Origin of the sequence: Halomicrobium zhouii, assembly GCF_900114435.1 — an archaeon.
GTDB classification, from domain to species: Archaea; Halobacteriota; Halobacteria; order Halobacteriales; family Haloarculaceae; genus Halomicrobium; species Halomicrobium zhouii.
Map to the genome: position 1 here is coordinate 262,029 of NZ_FOZK01000001.1, position 25,369 is coordinate 287,397.

The 25,369-nt window shown below is 68.8% G+C and carries 24 protein-coding genes; 9 read left to right on the forward strand and 15 right to left on the reverse strand.

Going from position 1 to position 25,369, the window contains the following annotated elements:
* Nucleotides 1-108 precede the first annotated feature (108 nt).
* Nucleotides 109-933: a M48 family metalloprotease gene (locus tag BM337_RS01315; protein ID WP_089813170.1), complete on the forward strand. Its 825-nt coding sequence runs from the start codon at nucleotides 109-111 to the stop codon at nucleotides 931-933.
* 1 nt (nucleotide 934) lies between these two features.
* Here the strand turns inward: BM337_RS01315 and BM337_RS01320 are convergent, their stop codons facing one another.
* Entirely contained in the window at nucleotides 935-1,444 is a 510-nt protein-coding gene (locus BM337_RS01320) for a DUF7858 family protein (RefSeq protein ID WP_089813172.1), read from the reverse strand.
* A gap of 171 nt (nucleotides 1,445-1,615) precedes the next feature.
* Between BM337_RS01320 and BM337_RS01325 the strand changes: the two genes are divergently transcribed.
* Nucleotides 1,616-2,476 (forward strand): transcription initiation factor IIB, encoded by an 861-nt coding sequence (locus BM337_RS01325; protein ID WP_089813174.1) that lies wholly within the window; start codon nucleotides 1,616-1,618, stop codon nucleotides 2,474-2,476.
* Here the strand turns inward: BM337_RS01325 and BM337_RS01330 are convergent.
* From BM337_RS01330 to BM337_RS01360, 7 genes are all read right to left on the reverse strand, one after another.
* A complete protein-coding gene (locus BM337_RS01330; RefSeq protein WP_089813177.1) occupies nucleotides 2,458-3,123 on the reverse strand; it encodes a MinD/ParA family ATP-binding protein in 666 nt (221 codons plus the stop codon). The genes BM337_RS01325 and BM337_RS01330 overlap by 19 nt on opposite strands.
* Complete coding sequence (locus BM337_RS01335; RefSeq protein WP_089813179.1) at nucleotides 3,120-3,941, reverse strand: DUF7857 domain-containing protein; 822 nt, start codon at nucleotides 3,939-3,941, stop codon at nucleotides 3,120-3,122. The genes BM337_RS01330 and BM337_RS01335 overlap by 4 nt, the downstream gene beginning before the upstream one ends.
* 40 nt (nucleotides 3,942-3,981) lie before the next feature.
* Nucleotides 3,982-4,815 carry a DUF7856 family protein gene (locus BM337_RS01340; protein ID WP_089813181.1) on the reverse strand — a complete coding sequence of 278 codons (834 nt, stop codon included), beginning with the start codon at nucleotides 4,813-4,815 and terminating at the stop codon, nucleotides 3,982-3,984.
* Nucleotides 4,812-5,147 (reverse strand): DUF7855 family protein, encoded by a 336-nt coding sequence (locus tag BM337_RS01345; RefSeq protein ID WP_089813183.1) that lies wholly within the window; start codon nucleotides 5,145-5,147, stop codon nucleotides 4,812-4,814. Before BM337_RS01345 ends, BM337_RS01340 begins: the two co-directional genes overlap by 4 nt.
* A gap of 114 nt (nucleotides 5,148-5,261) precedes the next feature.
* A complete protein-coding gene (locus BM337_RS01350; RefSeq protein ID WP_089813185.1) occupies nucleotides 5,262-5,846 on the reverse strand; it encodes a DUF7504 family protein in 585 nt (194 codons plus the stop codon).
* A 48-nt stretch (nucleotides 5,847-5,894) separates the two neighbouring features.
* Nucleotides 5,895-6,164: a DUF7854 family protein gene (locus tag BM337_RS01355; RefSeq protein ID WP_089813187.1), complete on the reverse strand. Its 270-nt coding sequence runs from the start codon at nucleotides 6,162-6,164 to the stop codon at nucleotides 5,895-5,897.
* A 1-nt stretch (nucleotide 6,165) separates the two neighbouring features.
* Entirely contained in the window at nucleotides 6,166-10,176 is a 4,011-nt protein-coding gene (locus tag BM337_RS01360) for an LAGLIDADG family homing endonuclease (RefSeq protein ID WP_089813189.1), read from the reverse strand.
* Between the two features lie 235 nt (nucleotides 10,177-10,411).
* Here BM337_RS01360 and BM337_RS01365 point away from each other — a divergent pair, with 235 nt between their 5' ends.
* Complete coding sequence (locus BM337_RS01365; RefSeq protein WP_089813190.1) at nucleotides 10,412-10,930, forward strand: hypothetical protein; 519 nt, start codon at nucleotides 10,412-10,414, stop codon at nucleotides 10,928-10,930.
* An 80-nt stretch (nucleotides 10,931-11,010) separates the two neighbouring features.
* The gene (locus tag BM337_RS01370) at nucleotides 11,011-12,105 is read left to right on the forward strand and encodes a Gfo/Idh/MocA family protein (RefSeq protein ID WP_089813192.1); all 1,095 of its coding nucleotides are present in this window, start codon (nucleotides 11,011-11,013) and stop codon (nucleotides 12,103-12,105) included.
* A gap of 36 nt (nucleotides 12,106-12,141) precedes the next feature.
* On the opposite strand, the gene BM337_RS01375 is transcribed toward BM337_RS01370, so the two are convergent.
* Nucleotides 12,142-12,801, reverse strand: coding sequence for a ThuA domain-containing protein (locus BM337_RS01375; protein WP_089813194.1), 660 nt, complete (start codon nucleotides 12,799-12,801; stop codon nucleotides 12,142-12,144).
* A 95-nt stretch (nucleotides 12,802-12,896) separates the two neighbouring features.
* Nucleotides 12,897-14,057 carry a zinc metalloprotease gene (locus tag BM337_RS20370; RefSeq protein ID WP_143117608.1) on the reverse strand — a complete coding sequence of 387 codons (1,161 nt, stop codon included), beginning with the start codon at nucleotides 14,055-14,057 and terminating at the stop codon, nucleotides 12,897-12,899.
* Nucleotides 14,058-14,311: 254 nt separating this feature from the next.
* Between BM337_RS20370 and BM337_RS01385 the strand changes: the two genes are divergently transcribed.
* The 3 genes from BM337_RS01385 to BM337_RS01395 are packed head-to-tail and all read left to right on the forward strand — an operon-like array spanning nucleotide 14,312 to nucleotide 17,164.
* Nucleotides 14,312-15,739 (forward strand): DUF58 domain-containing protein, encoded by a 1,428-nt coding sequence (locus tag BM337_RS01385; RefSeq protein ID WP_089813196.1) that lies wholly within the window; start codon nucleotides 14,312-14,314, stop codon nucleotides 15,737-15,739.
* Nucleotides 15,736-16,206: a DUF8163 family membrane protein gene (locus BM337_RS01390; RefSeq protein WP_143117609.1), complete on the forward strand. Its 471-nt coding sequence runs from the start codon at nucleotides 15,736-15,738 to the stop codon at nucleotides 16,204-16,206. The genes BM337_RS01385 and BM337_RS01390 overlap by 4 nt, the downstream gene beginning before the upstream one ends.
* Nucleotides 16,196-17,164: a DUF7982 domain-containing protein gene (locus BM337_RS01395; RefSeq protein WP_089813200.1), complete on the forward strand. Its 969-nt coding sequence runs from the start codon at nucleotides 16,196-16,198 to the stop codon at nucleotides 17,162-17,164. The genes BM337_RS01390 and BM337_RS01395 overlap by 11 nt, the downstream gene beginning before the upstream one ends.
* Nucleotides 17,165-17,185: 21 nt before the next feature.
* Here the strand turns inward: BM337_RS01395 and BM337_RS01400 are convergent, their stop codons facing one another.
* The 3 genes from BM337_RS01400 to BM337_RS01410 are packed head-to-tail and all read right to left on the reverse strand — an operon-like array spanning nucleotide 17,186 to nucleotide 19,624.
* Entirely contained in the window at nucleotides 17,186-18,241 is a 1,056-nt protein-coding gene (locus tag BM337_RS01400) for an AAA family ATPase (protein WP_089813202.1), read from the reverse strand.
* Nucleotides 18,234-19,346: a DUF4350 domain-containing protein gene (locus tag BM337_RS01405; RefSeq protein ID WP_245778577.1), complete on the reverse strand. Its 1,113-nt coding sequence runs from the start codon at nucleotides 19,344-19,346 to the stop codon at nucleotides 18,234-18,236. Before BM337_RS01405 ends, BM337_RS01400 begins: the two co-directional genes overlap by 8 nt.
* A gap of 2 nt (nucleotides 19,347-19,348) precedes the next feature.
* Nucleotides 19,349-19,624 carry a DUF8044 family membrane protein gene (locus BM337_RS01410; protein WP_089813204.1) on the reverse strand — a complete coding sequence of 92 codons (276 nt, stop codon included), beginning with the start codon at nucleotides 19,622-19,624 and terminating at the stop codon, nucleotides 19,349-19,351.
* 124 nt (nucleotides 19,625-19,748) lie between these two features.
* On the opposite strand from BM337_RS01410, the gene BM337_RS01415 reads away from it, so the two are divergent.
* Complete coding sequence (locus BM337_RS01415; protein WP_089813206.1) at nucleotides 19,749-20,279, forward strand: metal-dependent hydrolase; 531 nt, start codon at nucleotides 19,749-19,751, stop codon at nucleotides 20,277-20,279.
* A gap of 210 nt (nucleotides 20,280-20,489) precedes the next feature.
* The gene (locus BM337_RS01420; RefSeq protein ID WP_143117610.1) at nucleotides 20,490-21,749 is read left to right on the forward strand and encodes a PGF-CTERM sorting domain-containing protein; all 1,260 of its coding nucleotides are present in this window, start codon (nucleotides 20,490-20,492) and stop codon (nucleotides 21,747-21,749) included.
* A 145-nt stretch (nucleotides 21,750-21,894) separates the two neighbouring features.
* Here the strand turns inward: BM337_RS01420 and BM337_RS01425 are convergent, their stop codons facing one another.
* Together BM337_RS01425 and BM337_RS01430 are read right to left on the reverse strand one after the other, a co-directional pair.
* On the reverse strand, nucleotides 21,895-23,028 hold the full coding sequence (locus BM337_RS01425) for a hypothetical protein (RefSeq protein WP_089813210.1): 1,134 nt from the start codon (nucleotides 23,026-23,028) through the stop codon (nucleotides 21,895-21,897).
* A 120-nt stretch (nucleotides 23,029-23,148) separates the two neighbouring features.
* Entirely contained in the window at nucleotides 23,149-25,053 is a 1,905-nt protein-coding gene (locus BM337_RS01430) for a CARDB domain-containing protein (RefSeq protein WP_143117611.1), read from the reverse strand.
* Nucleotides 25,054-25,369: the final 316 nt, after the last annotated feature.

Below are 25,369 nucleotides of genomic sequence, written 5' to 3' on the forward strand. Positions count from 1 at the left end.
CCAGCCGCAACCACCGGCCACCTGCCGAGCGAGAGCCGGCTGGTACGTGGCCCGAACCCAGCTGGTCACCAAGAGGCTTTTACCGCCAGACGGCCTTCCATCCGCCGTATGACAGACACGGGACTGCAACTGCGGATGCTCGTCGTCGGCGCGATACTGTTCGCGTTCTACCTCTTCGCCGGGACCGCACTGTCGGCCCTTCTCGGGCTTCCGCTGGTGCCGGTCCTGCTCCTCGGCATCCTCGTCGTGCCGGCCGTACAGTACAAACTCGGGAAGTGGATGGCGCTCCGGGGCGCGCGGGACATGCCCGAGGACGGCCAGTACGGGCACGTCCACCAGCTGGTCGGGCGCCTCTGTCGCGACATGGACCTGCAGGAACCGCGGCTGATGACGATGGAGATGGGCGTCCCCAACGCCTTCGCCGTCGGGCGGAAGGGCGCCGGCGTGGTCGTCGTCTCGACCGAGCTCATGCAACTGCTCGACGACGACGAACTCGAGGGCGTCGTCGCCCACGAACTGGCCCACATCAAGAACCGGGACGTGATCACGATGGTCGTCGGGCAGTCCATCGGGATGATCGTGGGCTACGTCGCCTACTTCGCGGTGCTGTTCGGCGGCGAGCGGAATATGGGCTCGTGGATCCTGGCGATGGTCGCCTCGTCGCTGGCGAACGCGCTCGTGATGGTGTTCGTCATGGCCATCTCGCGGTACCGGGAGTACGTCGCCGACGCCGACGCGCGCGACGCCATCGGCACTGGCGACCCGCTGGCACGCGCGCTCGAGAAGATATCCCGCGGCGCGGAGGGCCGCGAGTCGACCGTCGAGGACAGCGTGAACGCCCTCTGTATCTTCAACGCCGACGGGGGTCTCCTCCAGCGAGTGTTCTCGACGCACCCGCCGACGGAGAAGCGCATCCAGCGGCTCCGCTCGTAGACTACCGCAGTCCGTCGCCGGCTTCCACTGACTCGCCGAGCGACGCCTGTTTCTCGCCGGTGGCGTCGTCGCTCGTCAGATACCCTTCTGTGGCAGCCTGGGCGTCGGCCGAGGGTTCGTGGGTCTCGACGTAGACGCCGAGCGAGAACTCCCGTTCGCTCGCGCCGGTGAGCGCGAGCGCCTCGCTCCGCGAGACCCGCCCGTCGAGCCAGTCTCGGACGACGTCGCGGGCGGTCGGCGAGAGCGGCGAGACGTGCTCACCGACGTGATGCAGCGTCTTCGCGGCGGTGATCGGTGCGACGCCGGCGGCCCGGCCCGCGTCGCCGATGGACTCGCCCGCGGCGTAGCGTTCGACCAGCGTCGCCGCGGTCCCGGCGTCGCACGGCAGGTCGTCGGCGGCGCCGGCCAGTCGGTCGGCCAGCGCCTCGTCGGTCCGGTCGACGCTCGCGACGCCGCGGTCGCGCTGCTCGGTGGTGACCTCGATCCCCGCGGCGATGTCCGACAGCGCCATCCGTTCCACCATTCGATTGACAGAACGTAAGCCTGTCGGCTGCGGCGTCACGAGCGTCGACTGGTCGCATCTACCTACCGGTTACCGGTCGGTAGATACGGCGCCGTCCGGCGTCTGACCGGCGATTCCCCCGGTCTTTACATTCCCCTTCGAGACGAACTTCGAACTGTAATGAGTATCACATCTCAGGGGTGCCCCGAGTGTGACGGGGTGCTGGAAGCGTCGGACTGCGAGACAGTGTGTGCGAGCTGCGGGCTGGTGGTGGCCGAGGACGTCATCGACCGCGGCCCGGAGTGGCGGTCGTTCCAGGACGACGACGAGGAGAAGGCCAGAACTGGCGCCCCGCTCACCCGGTCGCGCCACGACCGGGGCCTCTCGACGGAGATCGGTCGGTCGACCCGACTCAAGGGACGCAAGCGCCGTCGGATGCGCCGCCTGCGTCGGCAGCACCGGCGCGCCCAGACAGAGTCGAAGCGCGACCGAAACAGGATGCTCGGGTTCATCGAGGTCCGCCGCGTCGTCAGCGGCCTGGACCTCTCCAGGACGATCCGCGACCGGGCGTGCGTGCTGTTCGAGTCCGCCCAGAGCGAGGACCTGCTGGTCGGCCGCTCCATCGAGGGGTTCGCCGCCGCCGCGGTGTACGCGAACTGCCGGACGTCGGGGGTGTCCCGGACGCTCCACGAGGTCGCTGGCGCGGCACAGGCCACCGAGGACGAGTTGCGCGTCGCCTACGACGCGCTGAACCGGGAACTCGGGCTCCCGACGGGTCCCATCGACCCCGCCGAGTACCTGCCGCGGTTCGCCAGTGACCTCGACGTCCCCCACGAGGTGGAGCGCAGAGGCACGGAACTGGTCGAGCGCGCCCACGACGAGGGCGTGGTCGCCGGCCGGAACCCCGGCGGCGTCGCCGCGGGCTGTCTGTACACCGCCGCCAGGGAACTGGGACACGACCTCACGCAGGTGGCGGCTGCCGACGCCGCGGACGTCAGTCCGGTCACGCTTCGGTCGACGTATCAGGCCCTGCAGGACTGAACCGCTCGCGCGAGGGTTTCGAACTGTTCGACGACCCGTGCCGACGCCGGCGCCAGCGAGCGGACGGGCTGGCCCGAGGACTGGGCCCGTCCGAGCCGTTCCGAATCGGGGATGGGGACCGCCGGCGCGCCGAACAGGTCGGCGACCCGGGCGGTCGGGGGGTTCGCGCCGGCGCGGTTGACGGCCACGCGGACCAGCCCGGCGTCGAACTCCCGGGCGAGTTCGCGGGCCCGCATCGCGTCCGCGATGGCGGCCTCCGAGGGCGTCGTCACGACGACGCAGGCCGAGGCGACGACCAGCGGCAGGCCCGCGTCGGCCCGCAGGCCGGCCGGACAGTCGACGACGACGGTCCCGTAGGCCCGTTCGACCGCCTCGACGGCGTCACAGAGTCGGGCCGGGTCCGCGGCGCGTGCGCCCGCGAGCGAGCGCCCGCAGGGAAGGATCGCGACGGGGCCCGATTCGCGGACGGCCTCCAGCGGCGCGGCACGACCGGCGAGCACGTCGTGCAGGTCCGGCCCGCGCGAGGCGGGCAGGTCGGCCATCCCGAGGTCTGCGTCGACGACGACACCCCTCAGTTCGGCGGCGAGGTTGAAGGCGACGGTGGACTTGCCGACGCCGCCCTTCCCGCCCGTGACGGCCAGGATCACGCGAGTCGCTCCAGTGTCTCCAGGGGCACGTCCGCGGCCGCCGTTCGCTCGGCCAGTTCGTCGGCCCGTTCGGCGACCGATTCCAGGGCCGCCCGCTCCTGCTGGAGCCGTTCGACCAGTGCTTCGGCGTCGTCCAGCCCGCCAGTCGCCCGCATCGCGGCCGTCGCCTCGGGGACCGTCTCGGCCGCTGCGAGTCGTTCGGCCGTCACGACCCGTTCCTCGACGTCGTCGAGCCACGTCGCGGCCGCTGCCGGAACGCCGTCTGCCGACTGCTCACCGGCGTTCTGGTCCGCTTGGGCGGCGGAGTGCTGATCGGGCCGACCAGGCCGATCCGACGGTTCCGGCTCCGGAACGGACGCCTCGTCTCTCGCTGGTGGCGGCGAGTGACCGACTGTCGTCTGGTCGGTCGACGACTGATTCGCCCGTTCTGTCTGGTCCACAGCGTCGTCGACCGGCACCGGCACCGCGTCTCGGGGCGGCGACGGGTCGCCCAGGTCGCGGAGCGCGTCAGCCGCCGTTGCAGGCTCCTCGTCCGCTCCGTCCTCGACGATTTCGCGGTCGACGACGGCGACCGGCGCGTCGACGGCCGGTGCGGGTGAGGCGTAGCCGACGGCGACGACTCCGTCGGCCGGCACGACCGTCTCGAAGCCGTCGTCGTTCCAGCCCGCCGCCGGAACCCCGTGCCGGCGCGGCGGCCAGACCGGCCCGTCGAGTCGGTTCGTCAACCGGACGCGCTGGGCGACGCCCGCCCCGTCGAGGCGGACGGTGACCAGCGTGACCCCGTCCCGGTGGTCGGCGTCACAGGTGAGTGAAACCATGGCGGGGCTGGTCCCGTCCTCCGGTATAAACGCATGGAACTCACAGACGGACGACCGGCGCCGCCAGCCACCGGGCGGCCGCTGCGGGGTGCTCGAACCGGTCGACGGTGAGGACGACCGGGGCGCGAACCGCTGCGATCCGCAGGATTGCCAGGGCCGCCGTGACCGGGTCGACGTCGAACGGGTCGTCGCGGTCGTTCGCCGTGGCGCCCCCGGCACTCACCGCCTGCAGCGAGCCGACCGCCGCGGCGAACTCCTCGCGGAGGTCGGCGACGAGCTGAGCGCGCGCGTCGCGTTCGAGGTTCGCCGCCCGGTCCTGGAGTTTGAGTCGACGTTCTCGCCGGTCCCGCAGCGCACGCGATCGCTCGCGCGTCTCGACGGCGGCCACGCGTTCGGTCTCCAGTTCAGAGAGTCGGCGGGCGGCGTCCCGGAGTTTCGACCGGGCGTCGCTGGCGTCGCGGTCGGTCGATTCGAGCGCCTGGACGCGACCCCGTAGCTCCGCGACGCGCTCGCGCAAGCGTTCCCGGTCGGCGTCGGGGGCCGTCGTCGGCGCGGACGGACACTCGGTCTCGTCGCCGTCGAGCGTCGCCAGTTCCGAGCGGACCGCGGCCAGTTCGTCGTCGGACGGCGTATCGAGTCCGCGCGACCGCCCGGCGGCGGCGAGTGCGGTCCGCGTCGACAGTCCCATCCCCGGCCTGACGTACCCCGCCCGGGCGTGGACCGGCGACGCCGGTGGACAGTGCACGCCACAGCAGGATTCCTCGCCCCGGATGGCGGCCGCGATCGCCGCTCCATCGCTGGTGGCGTCGACGTCGGCGTCCCGCAGATCGACGACGGCACCGCAGAAGGTCCGCCCGTCGACGCGGAGGATCACACGTCGGTCTCCCGGAGCGACTCCGGCGACGGGTAGTCGGTCCCCGACGCGAACTGCCGGTAGGGAACCGACGACTGGTCGCGGTTCTCGTAGGCGGTGGCGGCCTCGCGAACACGCTCGGGCACGTCGCTCTCGACGAACGGTTCGACGCGTTCGACCTGGACGTCGAGGCCGTGTTTCGCCTGCAGCCTGAGCGCCTGGAACGCGCCGAACCCCGTAGCCTCCAGCAGGGCGGCACGACCGAACCGGCGGACGACGCTGTCCTCGTGGGCCCGGCAGACGTTCCGGAGTGACTGCCGGGCCGCCTGCGAGTAGGTTATCACGAGGAGCATGCATCTCGTTGCCGCCTGGCTTAGTATAAAATTAACTAAAATTGAACAGACGAAAACTCTCGGTATCCAGCGCTTCCCGATGGAGTCGGCCGGCTGATGGTCCGACGAGCCCGTCTAGTCGAGCACGGGACGCGTCCGGACGGCGGGGTCGTCGTCGCCGTCGTCGCCGACGTTCACCACGGCGTCACACAGCGACGCGAACAGGTCGACCGTCGACGCGTCGTGGGCCGCGGGGTCGATGTGGAAGTGAGCCGTCGCGTCGGCGGCGTACAGCTGGACGGCGATGGTGTGGAGGAAGCCGTAGGCCGTCTCCGGTTCGACGTACTGGCACATCGCCGTCACGGAGTCGAAACAGACGGTCAGGTCGTCGTCGCCCCCCGAGAGGAACCGGCTCAGCTTGATCCCGAGCGCGGTGATGTCGCCGGGCGTCGCGACCACCTCGACGTCGACGCCGTCGATGGACGTCTCCCAGTGGGGCGCGTCGCCGACGGCGAGGACGCCGCGGACGGACACGTCGTCGGGCACCGACGCGAGGCAGTCTGCCGGCGGCCGCGTGTAGGTCACCCACAGCACCTCTCGCCCATCGTCTGCGCCCGCCCTGAGCAACGCTTCACAGCACTCCCGCGTCTCGCCGCCCAGCGACGCCCCGCACAGCAGCGTCGTGGTGACACCGTCGACCACCTCGGCGACCCCAGTCATCGTCCCATCAGTTGTCGATACCACAACATATTTGTTCCCATTTTCCCCTCATTCGACAGATTCGACGGCGAAGCGGCCCGGGTCCTCGACCAGGTCCGCGACGCGCTCGCGGGCCTCGTCGCGGGACGACGCCAGGACGGTGAGCGTTCCCAGGGCCTCGCCCGACGCCTCGAAGGCCCGCAACTCCCCGTCGAAGTCGGTGGCGTAGGTCCGGAGCACGCCGCGGACGTCCCGTTCCAGCTCCGCCAGCGAGCACTCGCCCGCCTCGAAGCGAGCCAGCGATTCCTCCACGTTGCGCAGCGCCGATATCCGGTCCATCCTACGTCGTTCGCAGGTGGTCGGTGCGGGGCTCGTACACCTCGCCCTTCTGTTTGAGCTGCTCGATCTCGTGTTCGGCCTTGGACTGGTCGACGCCGACCTCCTCGGCGCGCTCGACGACGACGTCGATGGGCGCGCCCTCGTCGTACTCGGACTCGATGTCGTTGATGATGCCCTTGATGTTCTGGATGCGGTCGCGCTGGGTCTTGGAGGTCCCCGTCTCGACGACGTCGGCGTCGAACTCGCCGGTCTCCGGGTCGACGCCGATGTCCTCCATCGAGGACCGGACGATCTGGATGACCCGTTCGGAGTCCTCCTCCTCGACGGTATCGGAGAGGCGGATGCGCGCCGACGCCTCGGCCAGGCGGACCAGCGCCTCGAGCTTTCGGGCCGTGACCGGGACCGGGGCGTCGTCGTCCTGCCCCTTCGCCCGCAGGTCGACGTAGAAGTCCCGGATGGCCTCCTTGGCCTCCTCCGTCATCGTCGGGTAGCAGTTCCGCTTGGCGTAGGCGATGTACTTCCGAAGGAGTTCAGGTTCGATGGTCGGGGCGACCTCGTCGGTGACGTTCGCGACCTCCTCCTCGCTGTAGTCCGACGTGGCGTTCTGCTCGCGGTGGGTGTTCAACTCGCCGGCGTAGTTGGTCTGGATGATGTGGTCGGCGAGGTTGGCGTCCTCCTCCTCGTCGGGCTGGTCGGTGACGGTGAAGATGAGGTCGAACCGGGATATCAGGGCGGGTTCGAGGTCTATCTGTTCGCCGATGGGCTCGAACTGGTCGAAGCGACCGTACTTCGGGTTCGCCGCGCCCAGCAGCGAACACCGGCTCTTGAGCGTCGCGTTGATGCCGGCCTTGTTGATGCTGATCTCCTGTTGCTCCAGGGCCTGGTGCATCGCGGAGCGGTCCTCGGAGTTGTGGACGATCATTCCGTTCGCGACGAAGTTGTGCGTCCCGTCGACCGTGAGGTCGTAGACGGAAGGCCCGCTCCGGGATTCAATTTCCCGTAAGATCTCGGCTGCCCTGTCGCGGATGGCATCGACGCGTTCGATCGTGGCATCGCGGACTTCTTCGAACCGGTTATTCGAGACGACGCCCCGGGACCAGCGTGAGATGGTCGCCTGGTCGACACCGACGTCGGTACCGATGGCCGTCATCGAGATACCGTACGTTTCCAGCGTTTCGCGAAGCTCGGACCAGTCGTCGGGTGAGGGTCGTTCAGCCAGTAGCTCGTGAGCAGTCTCGGTTGCATCCTCCGGTGAACAGCTAATCAGATCCGCGAGCTCGCCTTCGAGGATCCTAACGTGGTCATCAGTCTCGTCGGGAGCTACCTGATCGACCGACTCGACGCGACGCCACTTGACGTCAGCGTGGACGAGTTCCGTCAATGTGGAGATGTCAGCTGCACCGACCTGTCCGAGGACATCGAGGAGGTATCCCTCGATAGCCGCACGCATCTCTGGATCTTCTCCCCACTCGGTCGAAATCTGGTCCTGGCGATACTTGGTACCTTTTGCGAGTTCTGCCTGTGAGACGTGGAATTCCGTCCGTATCGACTCCAATGTCGCCCAGTCGGCATCGTTCAGGTCGTCGAGACGATCCCGTGCTTCGTGCTTTCGTTGTTCGAAGGCCTCCAGCACTTGCTTAACGAGCCTCAGTGAGATGTTTGCGTCGCCATTCTCGAAATTGCAGTACGTTGCATCGTTGAGGCCACACTCGGCTTGATACAGGCGGAGTGAGTCACGACATTCGGCCAGCAAATCACCGCAGTCGGGGAGCACGTCTAGAATCGTCCGGTCGCCACTAACCGATGCGACTACGTCGGAGAGCGACGACTGCTTTCGGTCGAGCGTGAATCCGACGTGACGGTCGAACGAGGCCAACGAGTCCGCGTCAGTGATGGCGAGTATGTACAAATCACGCCTGCCATCGCGCTCACGGGTCTGTATCTGGCTCGAGATGTCGAATTCCAGAAGGAGATGCTTCGCTCCCATGAGGAGTTCGTAGCTGGCGGAGTGAATCTTCACGTTCCGTTCGCCGACGGACCCTTCACTGTCTGCCAGAGCACGAAGGAAGGCAGCTTTCGCCGTTCGAGACGAAGCCGTGACCTCCTCGGGAAGTCGCTTTCCGTCGTAGATCTCCTGGTTCATCCCGGCATCGATTACGGCGTCTGCGACGTCCCGGCCAGCTAACCGGACGGTTTGGACCCCATCGCCCCGCTGCTCGCTCGGTGGTCGTACAGGCTCGCTATCGAACGCGTCGCGACAGCATTGCTCGAAGTCGGTCAACAGCTGTTCCTCGATGTTCGTAAATCGAATGCCGTAGACTCCCTCCTCGCGGTCGTAGTAGAGGTTTCCGTCACCGGCCAGGTATCCGAGTACAGCGCCGAGAGACGGAGAAAGACCGTCGGTCGGGTTTGGCGTCTCTGAGGGGCGAGTAGCTGCGACACCACCATCAGTCGCCGCCTCCGTAAGCGACCGTGGAACGAACACCCAGTCGTCCTGCTCAAGTTCCGCGGCCCCTCTCTCGATCCGTTCACCGTCGTCGAAGACGAAGAAGGGATGGTCGGCCGTCGAGGTTAGCCGCTCACCTGTTCGAAGCGTTACCTGCGTAAGCGCCTCCGGTGCATCGTACTCGTGAATCGCGGTGACGGAACGTTTCTCCAACCGTCCCTCCTCTGTCATCGTCCACGCCTGGGCACCGAAGTCGCGGATCGTCCGGCCGTTCGGAAGTTCCTCGATCGAACCCGACTCTGCGGCCTCGTGCGCGAAATCACGGATTCGTGTTACGCGGTCGCCGAGATGGACGAGCGTGTCGCCGGTGACACACCGCATCTTGTCGAGTTCGTCGATAGCGGCGATGCCCTGGTCGGCGAGGACGAGCGCGCCCGCTTCGAGGGTCCATTGCTGACCCTCGCCGAAGTCGTCGCGGACCGCAGCGGCCGTCAGACCGGCCGAGGACGACCCTTTGCCGGAGGTGTAGACGGATCGGGGCGCGATGTTCTCGACGTAGGATAGCATCTGCGACTTACCAGTACCGGGATCCCCGATCATCAGCATGTGGAGGTCGCCGCGGATGCGGGACTCGTCGGGGAGGTGTTTGGTGACGCCGGAGAAGAGCTGGAGGATCATCGCGAGCTTCTCCTGGTCGTAGCCGTAGATGGAGGGGGCGATGGCGCCGACCATCTTCTCGTAGAGGCCGTCCTCGTTCGAGAGCTCGACGATGTCCTTCTTGTCCTCGTCGGTGATGTCCATGTCCTCGAACTGCTGGTCCTCGATGGAGACGTCGACGCCGTCCATGTAGAGGTCGAACATGGGCGACTTCTCGCGGTCGTTGCCCTGCTGGTCGAGTTTGAGGACGCCGGTGACGTTGACGTGGTCGCCCGCCGTCACCTCGCCGCAGATGTCGTCTTCGATGCTGACGTCGATGGCCTGGGGCGTCTCGCCGCCGCGCAGGCCCTCGGGGGACTCCTGAACGCGGAGCTTCTGGGCGTCGACGAACTCCGACTGGTCCATGTTGAGCCGGAAGGGGCCCTGTCGCTCACACCCCTGGCACTCGTGGGGCTCCTGGAAGTCGCCGGCGACCTGGGGAATCCTGGTCAGGGTGCCACAGCGCTGGCACTCGAAGGCGGCGTTGGTGACCTTGGGGCGGACGTCGGTGGCCTTGCGGACGATGCCCTGGACGGAGATGAGGTTGCCGTGGTGCTCGTGCCGGATGGCGCGGATGTCCTCCGACTGCGGGAGGTTGTGCACGCGGACGTGGGCCTGGCCGAGCTTGACGTCCACCGGCAGGTCGTACAGCCGCAGCGCCTCTTCGGCGTAGTCCTGGAGCTGGGCCGGCTTGTTCCTGAAGTCGTCGGCCAGGTCGGGGTCGAAGCGGTACAGGTCCTGCCAGTCGATCCACAGCGACTTCTGGTCCGTCGGGTACTTCTGGGCGAGCTCACCGATCTCGTTCCGGTAGTAGTTGCGGTAGAACTCCTCGAACGCGTCGGTGAGTTCGGTGTTCTCGGCAGTGGCCATTCGATCGAGGGAAGGTACTGCGTCCTCGCTCAAGAAGGTTCGCCATCCGTAGCGGAAGTGGTTGTGGCGAAGTGATCAGTATCTGGCGCTGGATGGCTTCTGCGGAGTTCTGTAGGGTCGCTGTAGCATCTCCTTTGGGTCTCTGTGGTGGCTTCGTGCGACGCTCGGTGGTCCTCGCGCCCCAAATCTCCACGCCGGTAAAAAGCATTTACCAGACCCGTCGGTAGACCGGCACGTGACGGCGAAATCACCCCTCCATCTGATCGCCCTTATCGCGCTGGCCCTTCTCACGGCGGGTTGCGTCCAGAGCCTCGCCGGTTCGCCGACGGCGACACCGACCGACACGCCCCCCGAGAGCGTCCAGTCGCCGACCGACACCCCCACCGACGTCCAGACCCCGCCGCCCAATCGGACGGTCGAACTCCCAGAGGGCCCCAAGGAACGGCCCGAGCGGCCAGAGACGCTCACCGAGGACTCCGTCGGCGAGTTCGTGAAGACTCACGAGTACCGGTACGCGTACAACGGTCTGTGGTACAGCGAGCACAGCGAGGTGACACTCGATTGCACGCTCCACGGCGTCACCGAGCGCGACGGCTGGTTCGAGGCGACGGTGAGCTGTTCCGGCTCATCGAACACCGGCGGCCCGGCTGAAGGAACGGAGGCTGTCACCGAACTTATCGCCGACTGGTCCACCCTGACGTACGTCTACTACGTCGACGAGAACTCGCTGATCCGGGAGGGGACCAACGAGTAACCCGCGAAACTGGCGACTGGTAGTCCGTTTTGCAGCACCCGAGCCAACACCTCTATTTCCGGCCGCCGGTTTGGGGGACTATGGACGTTGTCAACGCCGGCGTGCTCGGCTGTGGAACTATCAGCGACGCCTACCTCTCGGCTGGCGACCGCTTCGACGCCTACGAGATCACCGCGTGCGCCGACCTCGATACGGAACGCGCCGAACAGGCGGCCGACGAGTACGGCGTCACCGCAATGGCCCCCGAGGAGATGCTCGCCGACCCCGACATCGAGATCGTCATCAACCTCACGCCGCCGTCGGTCCACGAGGCGACCTGCACGCAGGCGCTGGAGGCGGGCAACCACGTCTACGTCGAGAAGCCGCTGGCGTCGACCGTCGCTGGCGCCCGGTCCATCCTCGACGTCGCCGAGCGCGAGGGGCTGCTGGTCGGGTCCGCACCGGACACCTTCCTCGGCGCGGGACTGCAGACCTGCCGGCAGGTCATCGACGACGGGCTGATCGGCGAGCCCGTCGGTGCGACGGCCATCTGGACGAGTCCGGGCCACGAGGTCTGGCACCCGAACCCGGACCTGTACTACCAGGAGGGCGGCGGGCCGCTGTTCGACATGGGGCCCTACTACGTGACGGCGCTGGTCTCCCTGCTCGGCCCGGCGACGCGGGTCACTGGCTCGGTCACCCGGGCCAGCGACGAGCGTACGATCACGAGCGAACCGCGCGACGGCGAGACCATCGACGTCGAGGTGCCGACCCACGAGTCGGGCATCGTCGACTTCGCCGGGGGCGCCACTGCGAACCTCTTGACCAGCTTCGACGTCCAGGGGTCGACGTTCCCCATGCCGGCGTTCGAACTCTACGGCACCGAGGGGACCCTGGCGCTGCCCGACCCGAACCACTTCGAGGGGCCGGTCCGCGTCCAGAAACGGGGCGAGCGCGAGTTCGAGGAAGTCGAACTCACGCACGAGTACACCGCCGGTCGCGGCGCGGGCGTCGCCGACCTGGCCGCCGCGGTCCGGACCGACTGGAGCCACCGGACGAGCGGTGACCTGGCCGCCCACGTCCTCGACGTCCTCGCAGGGATCCGGGAGTCCTCGGAGACGGGCGAGCACCTGTCCTTCGACGCCGACCTGGACCGGCCCGAGCCGCTGCCTGGTGCGTGGCCCGCGGAGTACTGAACCCTCGTTTTCAGAAGAAGCGACCGCGCTGCCGACCTACGCGCCGGCGACCCAGCCGGCGGCGTTCTGCAGGATGCGACGGTACTGCGGATTCTCCAGCGATTCTTCGGTGTGGCCCAGCGAGGCGTAGCAGACGCGCCCCGCGCCGTGGTCGCGGACCCAGACGACGGGGTAGTCTTCCAGGTCGGGGTGGTCCATCCGCGCGAGCACTCGCACGCGGTCGGCGTCGTAGTCGACCTGGTAGGGCTCGTCGAACACCGAGAAGTCCGAGACGCCCGCGGTGACGGGGTGGTCGTCGTCGACGACGGTCACGTCGAAGGTGGACTGCTCGGGGTGGGTGAGGAAGTAGCCGCCGATGAGGTCGTGGAGTTCGGGGATGGGTTCGTCCCGCGCGTCGATTCCGCCCTCGCCGTCGTGGGTGCTGGTGATGTCCGACGCGCAGTGGACGCCCAGGTAGCCGCCGCCGTCCTCGACGAACGAGAGGAGGCTCGCCTGCTGGTCGTCGGTGAGCGTGCTGTCGGTGAGGTAGTCGACGACGAGGTCGTAGCCCGAGAGATCCAGCAGGTCGTCGCGGTCCTCGGTGAGGGTGGCGTCGACGCCGTCGCCGAGGGCCGCCTCGACGTGGGGCCCCATCTCGTCGAAGCTGTGGAACGGGAACGTGCGCTCGCCGATGACGAGTGCGGTGAGCTGGCTCATACCGGGTGGAGGGCGGCGGTCACCATTAATTGACTGGCACGGGGCGAAGCCGGAGCGAGGCCGGAGCGAGACCGGAACGGCGCGTCCGTCCGTGATCACTGGCCGGCGACGCAGGCGGCCGCGCAGGCGCCGCCCGTCCCGTCGTCGTCTTCGCACTCGACCGGGGGTCGGTAGCGGTCCTCGGCGACGAAAGACCACTCGTCGCGGCCCACCTCGCCCGAGCCGTCCGAGTACGTCTCGACCTCGTAGAGAGCGTTGTAGTTCATCACGCTGCGGTACTCCGCTGTCTCGAACCGTTCCTCGTCGACGCCGACCTCGCCGGGTCCGAGCCCGAATGCGTGGCCGAGTTCGTGCATCAACAGTGAACTCGTGATCTTCGGCGAGTCGAACGACTCCACGACTGCGGCGCCGTTCACGCCCGACCCGGCGTAGTAGTCGTCGCCCCGGAAGGCGGCTTCCGTCGTCACGAGGACGTAGTAGTAGCCCGCGTCGCCGTGGTCGACGTAGCGGTCCCGGTAGTCCCGGAGGTCGTTGTGGTCGCCGGGTCGCGGGCTGCTGTCGACCGACCCGTTCACGGGCAGGTCGGTGTCGCTCCGCCTGACGTGGAGCGCGATGCCCGACTCGCCGTCCGGGTTGTCGACCGGCGCGTCGGCGAAGGCAGCCCGGAGGCGACCGACGGCGGCCGGGTCCAGGTGCGTCCCGCGGACGGTGTCGACCTCCACGAAGACGTCGTGGTGGCGCGGGTCTGCCCCGGGCAGCGAACCGCTGCAGGCAACCTCCATCCCGTCAGCGTAGCCGTCGCCGTCCGTGTCGGGGTCCGTGGGGTCGGTGCCGTAGATATCCCGCTCGGCCGCGTCCGTGATGCCGTCGCCGTCGGTGTCGTTCACCCCGCTCTCGTTCGGCCCGACGATTCCTCTGGGGGGCTGGGCGGCGCTCGCCCCGTCGCTGTCACCGGTTCCGTCTGTCGCATCGGTCTCTGCCCCCGCCGAGCGGAGCGTCGCGAACGGCGCCGACGTCGGCCCGTCGCCCTTCCCGGCGCCGTCCTGCCGGTCGGCTTCGGCACCCGGCGTTCCCTCGGCCGCTCGCTCCGCGGCGTCGTCCTGGTCCGGGACCGGCCCACCCGCCACGAGAAATCCCGTCGTGAGGACGGCGAGGGCCACGACGAAGACGACCGGCAGCGCCGACCGGACGCGCTGTCGGCACTCGCGCGTCGCTGTCGGCGACTCTCCGTTCGGTTCGGCTGGTTCGGTCGTCATGTGGCTGGAATCAGTATCGATTTCGAGTTTCAGAGGCTGGCTGGCATTTACTCAATCTCAAGATCGCCTTCAAATCTGCTCTACCTGCTAGAATAGGAGATCTGTTCTGGGCCATAAACGTGCCGTGCCGGTATCAAAACTGAGATCGATATTCGAACGCGGCGCCGGGCGTGGAGCTGATCGCCGCGGTCGGAACGATCAACCTGACTGACTAGACCAGTAGCTTCAATGGCGCCCCGCGGCACTCACCAGCTATGGAGGTGACCCGCCGGTACTGGACACTCGTCGCCGTCGGCCTGTTCCTGGCGTGCTGGGGGGTCGTCGTCGCACAGCCGCTGGCCCTGCTCGGCGCCGCCGGTGTCGCCGCCTGGCTGGTCGCCAGGCAGTTCACGTTCGCCCGGGCCGTCGGCCGGGTGCCCGCCACGCTCGACGTCTCGGTGACGACGGCGCCCCGTCTCATGGCCGAGGAGTCCGCACAGCTCTCCGTCGACGCCGAACTGGCCCGCGCGCTCCCGGTCACGGTCGCCGTCACGGTGACACCGCCGCCCGGCGCGAGGGGCGGGCCCGTGGCGGTCACGCTCGACTCCGGGGAGCGCGCGGCCGTCGACCACGCGACGCTCACGTGGCCCGTCGCCGGGTCGTTCCGGGTCGACGACGTCACGGCGCGGATTACCGACGACACCGGCCTGTTCGGCCAGACCGCCGTCCTGGACGTCGGCGTCGACGTCGCGGTGGACCCGCGCGCACCGAGTGACGTCCACGTCGGCGAGGGCGGGGACCGCATCGCGGCCGGCTTCGGCGAACACGAGGCGGGCCGGCCCGGCGGCGACGTCGAACCCGTCGAGGTCCGCGAGTACGTCCCCGGCGACGCCGTCCGCCAGATCGACTGGAAGTCGACCGCCCGCCTCGACCAGCCCCACGTCCGCGAGTTCGAGGGCAACACCGACCGGGAGACGCTGCTGTTTTTCGACCACCGGGCCACCATGGCCGACGGCCGGCCCGGGACGCGAAAGATCGACTACGCCCGTCAGCTCGCGGTCGCCCTCGTCGACCAGGTCGGCCGGTCGGACGACAAACTGGGCTACTACGCCGTCGGCGACGGCGGGACCACGGCGCTGATCGACCCGGGAACCAGGACCGAGACCTGGCGCCCGGTGAGGAACCACCTGTTCGAGGTCGAACCGACGCGCGGCGCGCCGGCCGCGTCCGACCCGGTCCGGCCGACCGCGGCCCGCGCCGCGAGCGCACACCTCGATTCCGACGACTCCGCGTTCGGCCGGACGCTGGCTCCCTACTTCGCGGCTCGGGACGCCTACCGGCGCCGGTTCGACTCGCGCCCGCTCTATCGGACGGTCAGGAACGCCGAGTTCGGCGCGGCGACGGCTGTCTGGACCGTCATCGTCACCGACGACGCGGACCGGGCCGCCCTGCGCGAGGCGGTCACCTACGCCCGCGGCGAGTCCGACCAGGTCACCGTCTTCCTGACGCCGACGGCGCTGTTCGCCGACGGCGACGTCGCTGACCTGGACGCGGCCTACGACCGCTACAGCGAGTTCGAGGCGTTCCGGCGCGAACTGGCCAACCTCGAGGGCGTCTCGGCCTACGAGGTCGGGCCGGCAGACAAACTGGCGGCCGTGCTGTCGGTCGGCCGCGACCGCCGCCGACGGAGGGCCAGGGTATGATGGGCGCACTCCGCACCGACGACCGACTTACGGCGGCCCTCACTGGCCTCGCGACCCTCGGGGCCGTCGCCGTGGGCTTCCTCGTCGCCGGCGTCCCGGGCGTCCTCGCCGGCGCGGCGCTGGTCGTCGCCTGGCTCCTCGCACCGCCGGTCGTCGTCGTCGCCCTCGGCCAGGTGCTGTTCGCACCGCTGCTCCCGGCCGACGCGTCGCTCGCGACCATCGCGCTCGTCGAGGCCCCGCTGGCCGCGATGCTGCTCGTCGACCTCACCGACTGGCGGGCCCCGGTCGGCACCCTGGCCGGCGCCGTCGTCGCCCTCGCCGCCTTCGCCGGACTCGCGGTCGCCGGTCTGGTCTGGTTCGGCCGGCTCTGGCAGACTGCGGCGCTCCTGGTCCCCGTCGCCGCCGTCGTCGCCTACGGGTTGCACCGATACACAGTCGTCACCGTGGAGATCACCGATGAGTTCTGAAACACCCGCCACCGACCCCGAGGCCCAGCCCAACGAGCCACCAGCGTCAGCGGACGAACCGTCGGCCGACGACGCCTCGCCCGAGGAACCGGACCGGGAGACGCTGCTGGCCGAACTGGAACGCCAGCGGGCGGAGGCCGACCGCCTCCGCGAGTCCTACGTCCGCGCCCGCCGGAGCCAGTACCGGCGGACGGCGCTGGGGTTCGCCGTCCTCGGCGCGCTCGCCACGGCCGGCGGCGTCCTCTTCCCCGAGACGCGAACCGTCCTGCTGGCGCTGGGCGGGACCGGGCTGTTCGCCGCCCTCCTGACCTGGTTCGTCACGCCCGAGCGCTTCGTCTCGGCCGACGTCGGCGACGCCGTCTACGAGGCGCTGGCCCGGAACCAGGAACGGCTCTGTCTCGTCCTCGGCCTCTCCGAGGAGCGGGTGTACGTCCCGACGGGCTCGATAGACGAACGGAGTGAGTCTATCGGCGTCCGACTGTACGTCCCCCAGCGAGAGAAGTGGACGCTCCCCGGCGCCGACGCGCTGGAGTCGCTGTTCGTCGTCACCGGCGACGCGGCGACCCGCGGCGTCTCCCTCGAACCCACTGGCGAGACGCTGTTCCGCGAGTTCGAGGCCGCGCTGGGCGGCCCGCTCGCCAGCGACCCCCCTGAACTGGTTGGCCAGGTCCGCGAGGCCGTCGTCGAGCAGTTCGAGATCGCGGGTGCCCTCCGGACCGACCTCGACCTCGAGGGCGGCCGCCTCACACTGGACGTGACCGACGGCGCCTACGGGTCCATCGCTCGCTTCGACCATCCGGTCGTCTCGACCGTCGCCGTCGCCCTGGCGCGCGGGCTGAACCGGCCGGTCACGGTCGAACTCGACGACGCGGACGGCGAGGCGGTCGCGACGCTCCGGTGGGACGTCGAACGGTCAGCGGACAGCGACGGTACGGAGAACGGCGACGAGACCGAATAGAAACGGTCCTCGACGGCGACGCTACCGCTCGCCTCCGGACTCGGCCCCGTCGGGGGCGAAATCCGTCCCGGTTCGGCCGCCGTCGGTGGCACCCTCGGCCATCGTCTCCGCCGCGTCGAGTTCGGCCTCGGGGTCGCCCCCGGGCGGCGTCACGTCGTCGAGGACGTCGGCGACGACGCCGCCCGGGTCGACGTCGCCCAGTTCTGCGTCGGTGTTCAACACGAGCCGGTGGATCAGGACGGGTCGGGCCATCGCCTTCACGTCGTCGGGGATGACGTACTCGCGGCCGTGGATCGCCGCGCGGGCCTTGGCCGTGTACAGCAGCGCGAGCGAGGCGCGGACGGACGCCCCGTGTTCGACGTCGGGGTGGGTCCGCGTCCCCTCGACGAGGTCGAGGACGTACTCGCGGACGCTGTCGGCGACGTGGACGTCGGTGATCGACTCGCGGGCACGCTGAAGCTCTCGCGGGCTGACGACCTGCTCGACGTCCTCGGCGGCCAGGTCCGGGTTTGCGGCGAACCGGTCGAGGATCCGGCGCTCGTCGTCGCGGTCAGGGACGTCGACGGTCAGCTTCAGCATGAAGCGGTCGCGCTGGGCCTCGGGCAGCTCGAAGGTCCCCTCCATCTCGATGGGGTTCTGCGTCGCGATGACGATGAACGGCTCGGGCAGCGCGAGCGTCTCCCCCTCGATGGTGACGGCGCTCTCCTCCATGGCCTCCAGCAGCGCCGACTGGGTCTTGGGCGTCGCGCGGTTGATCTCGTCGGCGACGACGACGTTGGCGAACACTGGTCCTTTCTGGAGTTCGAACTCGCCGGTGCCGCTGCGGTAGACGGTGGTCCCGGTGATGTCGGCCGGCAGCAGGTCGGGCGTCATCTGGATGCGGTTGTAGGCGAGACCACTGGCGCGGGCGAAGACGTTCGCGAGCGTCGTCTTGGCGACGCCGGGGACCCCTTCGAGGAGGACGTGGCCGCGGCTGAGCAGCGCGACGGTGATCTGCTCGACCAGTTCGTCGTGGCCGACGAGCACCGTCGACACCTCTGCTTCGATGGCCTCGTACAGGGCGGCAGGCTCACTCATCGTTCGTCCCTTCCGGCGGTCGGTCCATAATTGCTTGCGTTACTCGCCCGATCCGCGCCTCGTCCCAGTCGGGGTGACGTTCGCGGACGCCCGCGACGACCTCCTCGCGACCGAGCCGACCGATCGCCGGCGAGTCCCCGCCGAGCCGCCGCCTGAGGGCCGTTCCCGCACCGACCAGGGCGGTCGAGCCGGCGACGAGCGCCAGCGCTGCCCCGCCGACCGCCGCCTGCAGGAGCGGCGACTCCCTGAGCGTCAGCACTGCGGCCTGGAGCGGCGGCACCGACCCGGCGTGGGAGACGTCCAGGACGACCCGGTCGTGGGTCTCGTAGAGGTTCCGCGCGAACGCGCGGTTGTCCGCCCGCTCGAGCATCGTGTTGATGAACAGGCTCGGGTCGCTCACCGCGACGACCCGCCCCTCGCCGACGGACTCGACGGTCACGACGGGCGAACTCGCCAGCGTCTCGTCGTCGTCGAGCTGGTCGTTCCCGTTCGAATCGAGGTAGGCGTACGACGAACTCTCGACGAGCACGGTCGCGTTCGTCTCGTTCGCCGTCCCGTTCGCCGCCGCACCGGCCGTCCCGTTCGCGGTCACGTTGCCGGCGACGGCCGTCGCGTGGTTTAGCCCGAGCGAGTCGACGTCCCGGGTGTAGGGGTGCGTGCCGACGGCCGAGGCGGTGGGCAGCGCTGGCGAGTTCTCGTAGTTGCGTTCGTCGCGGAGGCGGTCGCCGTCGAAGCGGGCCCGCGCGCCCACGTCGCGCAGGAGCCGGTTCCCGTTCGGGCCGAAGTCCTCGGCGACCAGCAGCGTCCCGCCGTCCCGGACGAACGCTCGAACGGCCGCGCTCTCCCGCTCGTCGTAGGCCTCCGCTGGCGAGAGGACGACGGCGAGCGTCCCGTTCGGCTGACTCGTCCGGTAGACGCTCGCGTTCCGGGCGATCTCCTGGTCCGTGCCGGTCCCCTCCGCCAGCGACCGGAACTCCGCCGTGCCGTCCCAGGAGGGGTTGTACGTCCCGAAGGCCGCCCCCGAAGTGCTCCCGGCGACGGTCAGCGCGAGTACGACCGTGAGGGCGAAGCCGGCGAGGGCCAGCCGGGGGTAGTCCGGCGCCACGCTCAGATCACCCCCGGCGGCAGTATCTCCAGGATCCGTCTGACGACGACGTACGTGAACCCGACCAGCCCCAGCAGTATCAGCCACTTCAGGCGCGACCGCCAGGTCGGCGTGACGCTGAACGACGCCGTCAGTTCGACGACGATCAGCAGGCCGACGAGCGAGACGACGAAGAACAGTTCCAGCGACAGCGACCCCAGCAGCGCGAGCACGAGAATCGCCCCGAGCATCCAGGCGACCTGCCCGATGACGAAGCGCTGGCGTCGGCGAGTTGTCATTGACAGGACCGTCTCACGCGATCCGTTAGAAGCTGTCGGGATTTCGGAACGAGCGGTCGCCCGGGCGGCACCGCTGGGCCGAACGGACAGGCTATTTTACCCGGCCCGCGGAGCGATAGATACGATGTGGCCCTGGGGACACCTCGCCGTCGGCTATCTCGCCTACGCCCTCCTCCGGCGCCGGTCGGGCGACTATCCGACCGAGCACGGCACCGTCGCCCTCGCGTTCGGGACGCAGGCGCCGGACCTGGTCGACAAGCCCCTGGCGTGGTGGTTCGCCCTCCTGCCGAACGGCCGGTCGCTCGCACACTCGGTCCTGATCGCCGGCCTGGTCTGGATCGTCGTCCTCGCCGTCGCGCGTCGCCTCGGGCAGCGTGAGGTCGGGGCCGCGTTCGTCGTCGGCTACGCGTTCCACCTCGCCGGCGACGCGCTGCAGCCCGCCCTCGCCGGGAACGTCGCCGACCTGGCCTTCCTCGCCTGGCCGGTCCTGCCGCCGGTCGTCTACGACGGTCCCGGAAGCTTCGTCGGCCACTTTCTCGGGATGGAGCTGACGCCGTTCCTCCTCTTCGAGTTCGCCCTTGTCGCCGTCGCGCTCGCGTGCTGGGTCCGGGACGGGGCGCCCGGTACCGCGCGGCTCCGGGCCCAGTTCGGCTGAGGCCAGGCCGGCGTCGCACCACGCGGCCAGGCGCCTCCAGCGGGTTCCGACGCCGAGAACCTGCGGAGTATCCTGTACCCAGTCGGCTGCCAGTGCCGAGTAATTTGCCGTGTCCCGTGAGTAGGCGGCCTGCTGCTGGCAAGCGACGAACGTCCATAACTGGTTGGAAATATAACAAGTACTAATGGTGTCGGATTGGTCGTTATTCCCATGCCAACACTCCAAGAACTGGCTGTTGGAGCGGTGTGTAGCCTGGTTTTGCTATCGATGGCCGCGCCCGTGACCGGCGCCGTGTCCACATCCGCGCCGCAGGTCGACAGCGACTCGTCGGTCGGGACGGTCTCGGTCACGGACAACGTCTCCGTGTGGGAGCGAGCACCCCTTCCCTTGCGGACGGATCCGGGCGGACCGACGCAGGTACAGGGGATGAGTCTCTTCTTCAACGTCCCACAGCAGAACACCGGCGACGTGCCGCTGAACAAACCCACCCTCTCGGTGTACGACAAGGGCGAGCCGATCACGATGAACTTCGAGTCCTCGCTGGGCGCGGGGACGGAGTCCTTCGCCGGTGACGACGCCCAGCTCGTCGCCGTCCAGCTGGAGAACGAGTCCAGCATGCAGCGGTTCACCGACGGGTTCACCGTCACCGAAGTCCGCGACCTCGTGCAGAACGACTCCGAGTCCGTCTTCGTCGAGGTGCTCGACGACGAGGACGGCGTCGGGTCCATCGACCAGGACGGCCGGCTGAACGTGAGCTACACGCCCAACGAGTCCGGGGGCTACCTCTTCATGCTCGCGACGGTCGACTCGGGCGACGGCTTCGCCACCGACGGTGACAACCTCCGGGCCGACGGCGACGTGACCGTCGTCGGCATGGACGGCGCGCTCGTCCACGACACGTCCTCTACCGTCGAACCGGTCTCCGACCGCGTCGCGCCCGGCGAGGAGGCCACCTTCCACGTCGACTCGAACCTCGAGACGGAGGAGGTCACCCACGGCATCGTCGTCTACCGGCAGTCAGAACTGGTCAGCCAGCGCGCGACGGCTACCCTCGAGGGCGACCTCGACCGGAACCTCTCGACTGACCAGCTCACCGTCGAGACGACGCTCGACCGGGTCGAGGGGACCACGACCACCAGCGAGAACGCCACCCTGCTCGGCGTCGACCTCACCGACGAGCGGTTCGCGCTCCCGCTGACCCTCGACGGACTGTTCGACGTCGTCGTCACGGAATCGCGCTCCGGACAGGGGCAGGGCCAGGAGAACGTCCTCCACGCGTCGATGACCGTCGTCGAGGGCGGCCCGAGCGGCGTCCTGGCGGTCGAAACCGGCGAGGACTGGCCCAACGGGAACTACCGCGTCGTCCACGTCGCCACCGCCGAGAACGGCTCCCAGATCAGCACGAGCGACGGCCGTATCACCGTGAACCCCAGCGGCCAGAGCGGGAACGGACAGGGCTCGGACAAGTGAATTCGGCGACGGTCGGCGATAGCATCGACCGCGATCCGAACTGACTCTACCCGAACTGACCCGTCCTGACTCAACTCGATCATTTTTCGCGTGCGCTCGTCCGACGAGCGACGCCGCTTTCCTACAGTCGGGTGACGCCGTTCTCCTACAGTCGGCGTCGGCCCAGCAGCCCGACCAGCACGAGCGCTGCCAGCGCACCGGCGGCGGTGAACCCGGGCCCGGCCAGGCCCGTGGCCTCCGTCTCTGTCTCCGTCTCGGTGTCGTCGGCCGGCGTGACGACGCCGTCGTCGGTGTCGGTCGCCGTCTCGGTCATCGCCACGGTCGTGGTCGGGGGTTCGGTCGTCGTCTCCGTCTCGGTCGTCTCGTTGGCCGGCGGGTTCGCCGCGCCGTCGTCCGTCGACTCGTCGTCGGAGTCGCCGCCGTCGTTCGCCCCGTCGCCGTCCGACCCGCCGCCGTCCGAGCCGTCGGACTCGTTCGCGTCGTCTCCGTCGGTCGTCTCCGACTCCTCGGTGGACTCCGAGCCGTCAGTCCCGTCGCCGCCGGAGCCGCCCGAATCGCCGTCGCCGCCGGACCCGGACTCGACGGCGAGCGCGTGCCCGTCGCTGAGCCCGAGGAGTTCGCTCCGGCCGAAGGCCTCCTCGTCGCCCTGGGCGACGGCGTAGACGGTGTAGTCGCCTTCCTCCAGCGCGCCGCCGTCGACGGTCGCGGTGTACTCGCCGTCACCGCCCGAGGCGTCGAACGTCTCGGTGGTGTCGCCCTGGGCGGCGATCACCTGGACGTTCGCCGGGTCGCCACTCGCCGCCGTCTCGGTGAGGTCGACGGTCACCTCGGCGCTCCCGTCGCTACTAACCGATCCGGGCGCGTCCACGGAGACGTCGTAGCCGCTGACGAGCAGCGGCTGGACTTTCTGGTAGTCCCCGGTCTGGAGGTCATACACTGCGAATGCGTAGGAGCCGTACTCGTAGTTCGAGAGGTCGAAGGTGAACGACTCGTCGCCGGTCCCCTTTGGCTGATCGATGATCTGGTTTTCGCTGTTGCGCACGTGGAGGCGGTAGTTATCGTCGTTCGGTGCGGTCACGTCCAGCGTGACGGTGTCGCCCTCGTCGGCGCGGATCGTCGAGTCGATCGTGAATGTGTTCCCGCCGACGGTTTCCGTCCGCTCGGGCACGGGTGTCGTATCAGCGGACGATATCTCGAAGCCGGACTGGGCACCGGCCGCCGGGGCGAGGCTCACCACGACGACGACTGCGAGGAGGGCTGTCAGGGTTCGCGCGTTCATACTTCTACAGGGAACGTGCAACCCTGATGAAACGACGGGTTTCTTCAGGGATTAAGCAACCTGCTAACATCCGAACCGAACTGGAAAAATGCTGGTAGTGGGCGCCAAACGACGGGGCGGCTACCGGATCCAGAAGACGTAGAACGCGCCCGCGCCGCCCGCGAACACGACCACGACGCCGATGGCGACGACCGGCAGTCCGCCGCCGTCCTCGGGCGGCTCCGCACCGCCGGGCGTGTCGTCACCGCCGCCGGCCTCGGTGACGGTCAGCGTCCCGGCCGAGGTGCCGCTGGCGGAGATCTCGTAGGTGCCCGCTTCGTCGAAGGTGACCGAGACGGTCTCGGTGACCGTCTCGCCCGCGCCGACGGTGACCTGCTCGGTCGCGACGACCGATTCGTTCGCGCGGATGCGAATCGTCGCGGACCCCTCCTTCCCGCCGTCGTTCTCGAGGGTCACGGAGACGTTCACCGAGTCGCCGGCCGTAATCTCGTCGGCGCTCAGTGTGGCGTCCGTGATCTCGATGGATGCCGGCTCGGGCTCGTCGGTCTCGTCGTCGTCGTCATCGTCGTCGCCGCCGGTGCCGGCGTCCTTCTCGGTCTCCGTCTCGTTGCCGGCGTCGGGCGCGCCCGTGCCGCCGGTGCCTGCGCCGTCGTCACCACCGGGGTCACCACCGGTGCCAGCGCCGGGGTCGCCGCCGCTGCCATCGTCATCGTCGTCACCACCGGGGTCGCCGCCCGGATCACCGCCGGAGCTACCGCCCGTCGACTTCTTCTTCACGTGTATCGTCCCGGTCTGGGTGACCATGTCGGCGCTGTCCTGGCCCATGCCGACGTACACCCAGCGGTACTCGCCGGTCGACCAGTTCTTGAACGTCTCGACCTCGACGGTTCGGTCGGCGCTCGACCCGCTGACGAACGTCGTCGACGCGTCGAGGACGACGGTGTCCGCCGAGTCGTCCTCGATGCTCCCCATGTCAGTGCCGGCCTGCTCGCCGACGAAGTCGAAGAGGAACCCGAGGCCGGCGCTGCCGGTCACCCGGTTGTCACCGACCTGGCGACCGAAGATACTGACCCGGTCGTCGAGGCGAGCGACGCCGTTGACCTCGTCGATGTCGGAGTGGAACGTCGCGTCCTCGTCGACGTCGAAGTCCGTGCTCACGTCGTCGTTCAGTTCGATCAGGAAGCGCTGGTTCACGTACGTCTCCTCGTCGTACACGACGACGCCCTGGTTGATGGTCTCCCCCGCGTCGGCCGCCTCGAGCTCCGACGCGTCGACGTCGAAGGAGGCGGTCTCGCCGGGTTTGACCTTGCTGGGAGCGTCGACCGACCCCGCGCCCGCGCGGGCGACGACGTGTTCCAGCCCGACGACCGTCACCTCGCCGTCGACGCCGGTGACGTCGCCGTCGTCGGAGACGGTGACGCCGTCCCCGTCTTTCACGGTCACGAGGAAGTAGACGGTGTGACCAGCCTCGACCGAATCGAAGTACTCGTTTTCGCCGGTGGCGAGTTTCTTCTTCTCGGCGACGGAGAACGAGGCGTTCTCGTTCGCGTCGTCTGCGCTGTCTGTGTCGAGCAGGTCGAACGCTTCGCCGGTCGTGCGCGGGACGTCGCCGTTGCCGGTCTCCTCGAGGTGGGCGGCGATCAGCTGCGTCTTCTGGCCCGCGAGGTAGTCGTCTGCCTTCTGGGCCCGGTTCGGATCGAACGTCAGCCTGACCTCCTGGCCGTCGTCGTACACCGGAACGGGGTCCCGGTTCAGCGACGCCTGGTCGCCGCTGGTACTCTCGATCTGCCAGGCCGCGTTCGGGAGGGCGTAGGCCGCGTCGTCGTCGTCCGCGCGGAGCGTCACGATCGACCGCTCCCAGACGCCCATGTCGCCCTGCTGAAACACTTCGCCACTCGGGGGTGTGTCACCGGCCTGGGCGATTCCGGTCGCCCCGCCGGCGAGCGCCATCGTCGAGACGGAGGCGACCACGATACCCACCAGTACCGTCGCCACCACCGTCTGGGGTAGTCTGGATCCCACCATTTGATCGGTTGGACAAACGACAGTGGCATAATACTTGCTGATATGATAAGATAATTTGAAGCCCTGGCCGGGATTAGGAACCTCCTTATCGGTGGTTAATACAACTTTGTTAGGAGTATGCCCGTGGAAAACAATCAATTTATGGACCAGTCGCCGCGGTGGCAGTAATTTACGTTCGGATGCAGGTCGCAGTTGCGAACTCGATTCGGCTGCACGCTCCCGACTGTCGTGAAGGGGCTGCTGGCAGTCGGCGCCGTGCTCGAGCCGGTCGCCTCGACCACCGTCCGCAACCGCTGATCCGGACCGGCGTCGTGGG

Coding starts and splice junctions, on each gene's coding strand:
- BM337_RS01335 (WP_089813179.1), bottom strand. CDS start 3,941: ATGGTTTCACTCACCTGTGACGCCGACCACCGGGACGGGGTCACGCTG.
- BM337_RS01410 (WP_089813204.1), bottom strand. CDS start 19,624: ATGACAACTCGCCGACGCCAGCGCTTCGTCATCGGGCAGGTCGCCTGG.
- BM337_RS01360 (WP_089813189.1), bottom strand. CDS start 10,176: ATGGCCACTGCCGAGAACACCGAACTCACCGACGCGTTCGAGGAGTTC.
- BM337_RS01315 (WP_089813170.1), top strand. CDS start 109: ATGACAGACACGGGACTGCAACTGCGGATGCTCGTCGTCGGCGCGATA.
- BM337_RS01385 (WP_089813196.1), top strand. CDS start 14,312: ATGGAGGTGACCCGCCGGTACTGGACACTCGTCGCCGTCGGCCTGTTC.
- BM337_RS01345 (WP_089813183.1), bottom strand. CDS start 5,147: ATGCTCCTCGTGATAACCTACTCGCAGGCGGCCCGGCAGTCACTCCGG.
- BM337_RS01430 (WP_143117611.1), bottom strand. CDS start 25,053: ATGGTGGGATCCAGACTACCCCAGACGGTGGTGGCGACGGTACTGGTG.
- BM337_RS01400 (WP_089813202.1), bottom strand. CDS start 18,241: ATGAGTGAGCCTGCCGCCCTGTACGAGGCCATCGAAGCAGAGGTGTCG.
- BM337_RS01420 (WP_143117610.1), top strand. CDS start 20,490: ATGCCAACACTCCAAGAACTGGCTGTTGGAGCGGTGTGTAGCCTGGTT.
- BM337_RS01390 (WP_143117609.1), top strand. CDS start 15,736: ATGATGGGCGCACTCCGCACCGACGACCGACTTACGGCGGCCCTCACT.
- BM337_RS01425 (WP_089813210.1), bottom strand. CDS start 23,028: ATGAACGCGCGAACCCTGACAGCCCTCCTCGCAGTCGTCGTCGTGGTG.
- BM337_RS01375 (WP_089813194.1), bottom strand. CDS start 12,801: ATGAGCCAGCTCACCGCACTCGTCATCGGCGAGCGCACGTTCCCGTTC.
- BM337_RS01350 (WP_089813185.1), bottom strand. CDS start 5,846: ATGACTGGGGTCGCCGAGGTGGTCGACGGTGTCACCACGACGCTGCTG.
- BM337_RS01370 (WP_089813192.1), top strand. CDS start 11,011: ATGGACGTTGTCAACGCCGGCGTGCTCGGCTGTGGAACTATCAGCGAC.
- BM337_RS01415 (WP_089813206.1), top strand. CDS start 19,749: ATGTGGCCCTGGGGACACCTCGCCGTCGGCTATCTCGCCTACGCCCTC.
- BM337_RS01355 (WP_089813187.1), bottom strand. CDS start 6,164: ATGGACCGGATATCGGCGCTGCGCAACGTGGAGGAATCGCTGGCTCGC.
- BM337_RS20370 (WP_143117608.1), bottom strand. CDS start 14,057: ATGACGACCGAACCAGCCGAACCGAACGGAGAGTCGCCGACAGCGACG.
- BM337_RS01320 (WP_089813172.1), bottom strand. CDS start 1,444: ATGGCGCTGTCGGACATCGCCGCGGGGATCGAGGTCACCACCGAGCAG.
- BM337_RS01325 (WP_089813174.1), top strand. CDS start 1,616: ATGAGTATCACATCTCAGGGGTGCCCCGAGTGTGACGGGGTGCTGGAA.
- BM337_RS01395 (WP_089813200.1), top strand. CDS start 16,196: ATGAGTTCTGAAACACCCGCCACCGACCCCGAGGCCCAGCCCAACGAG.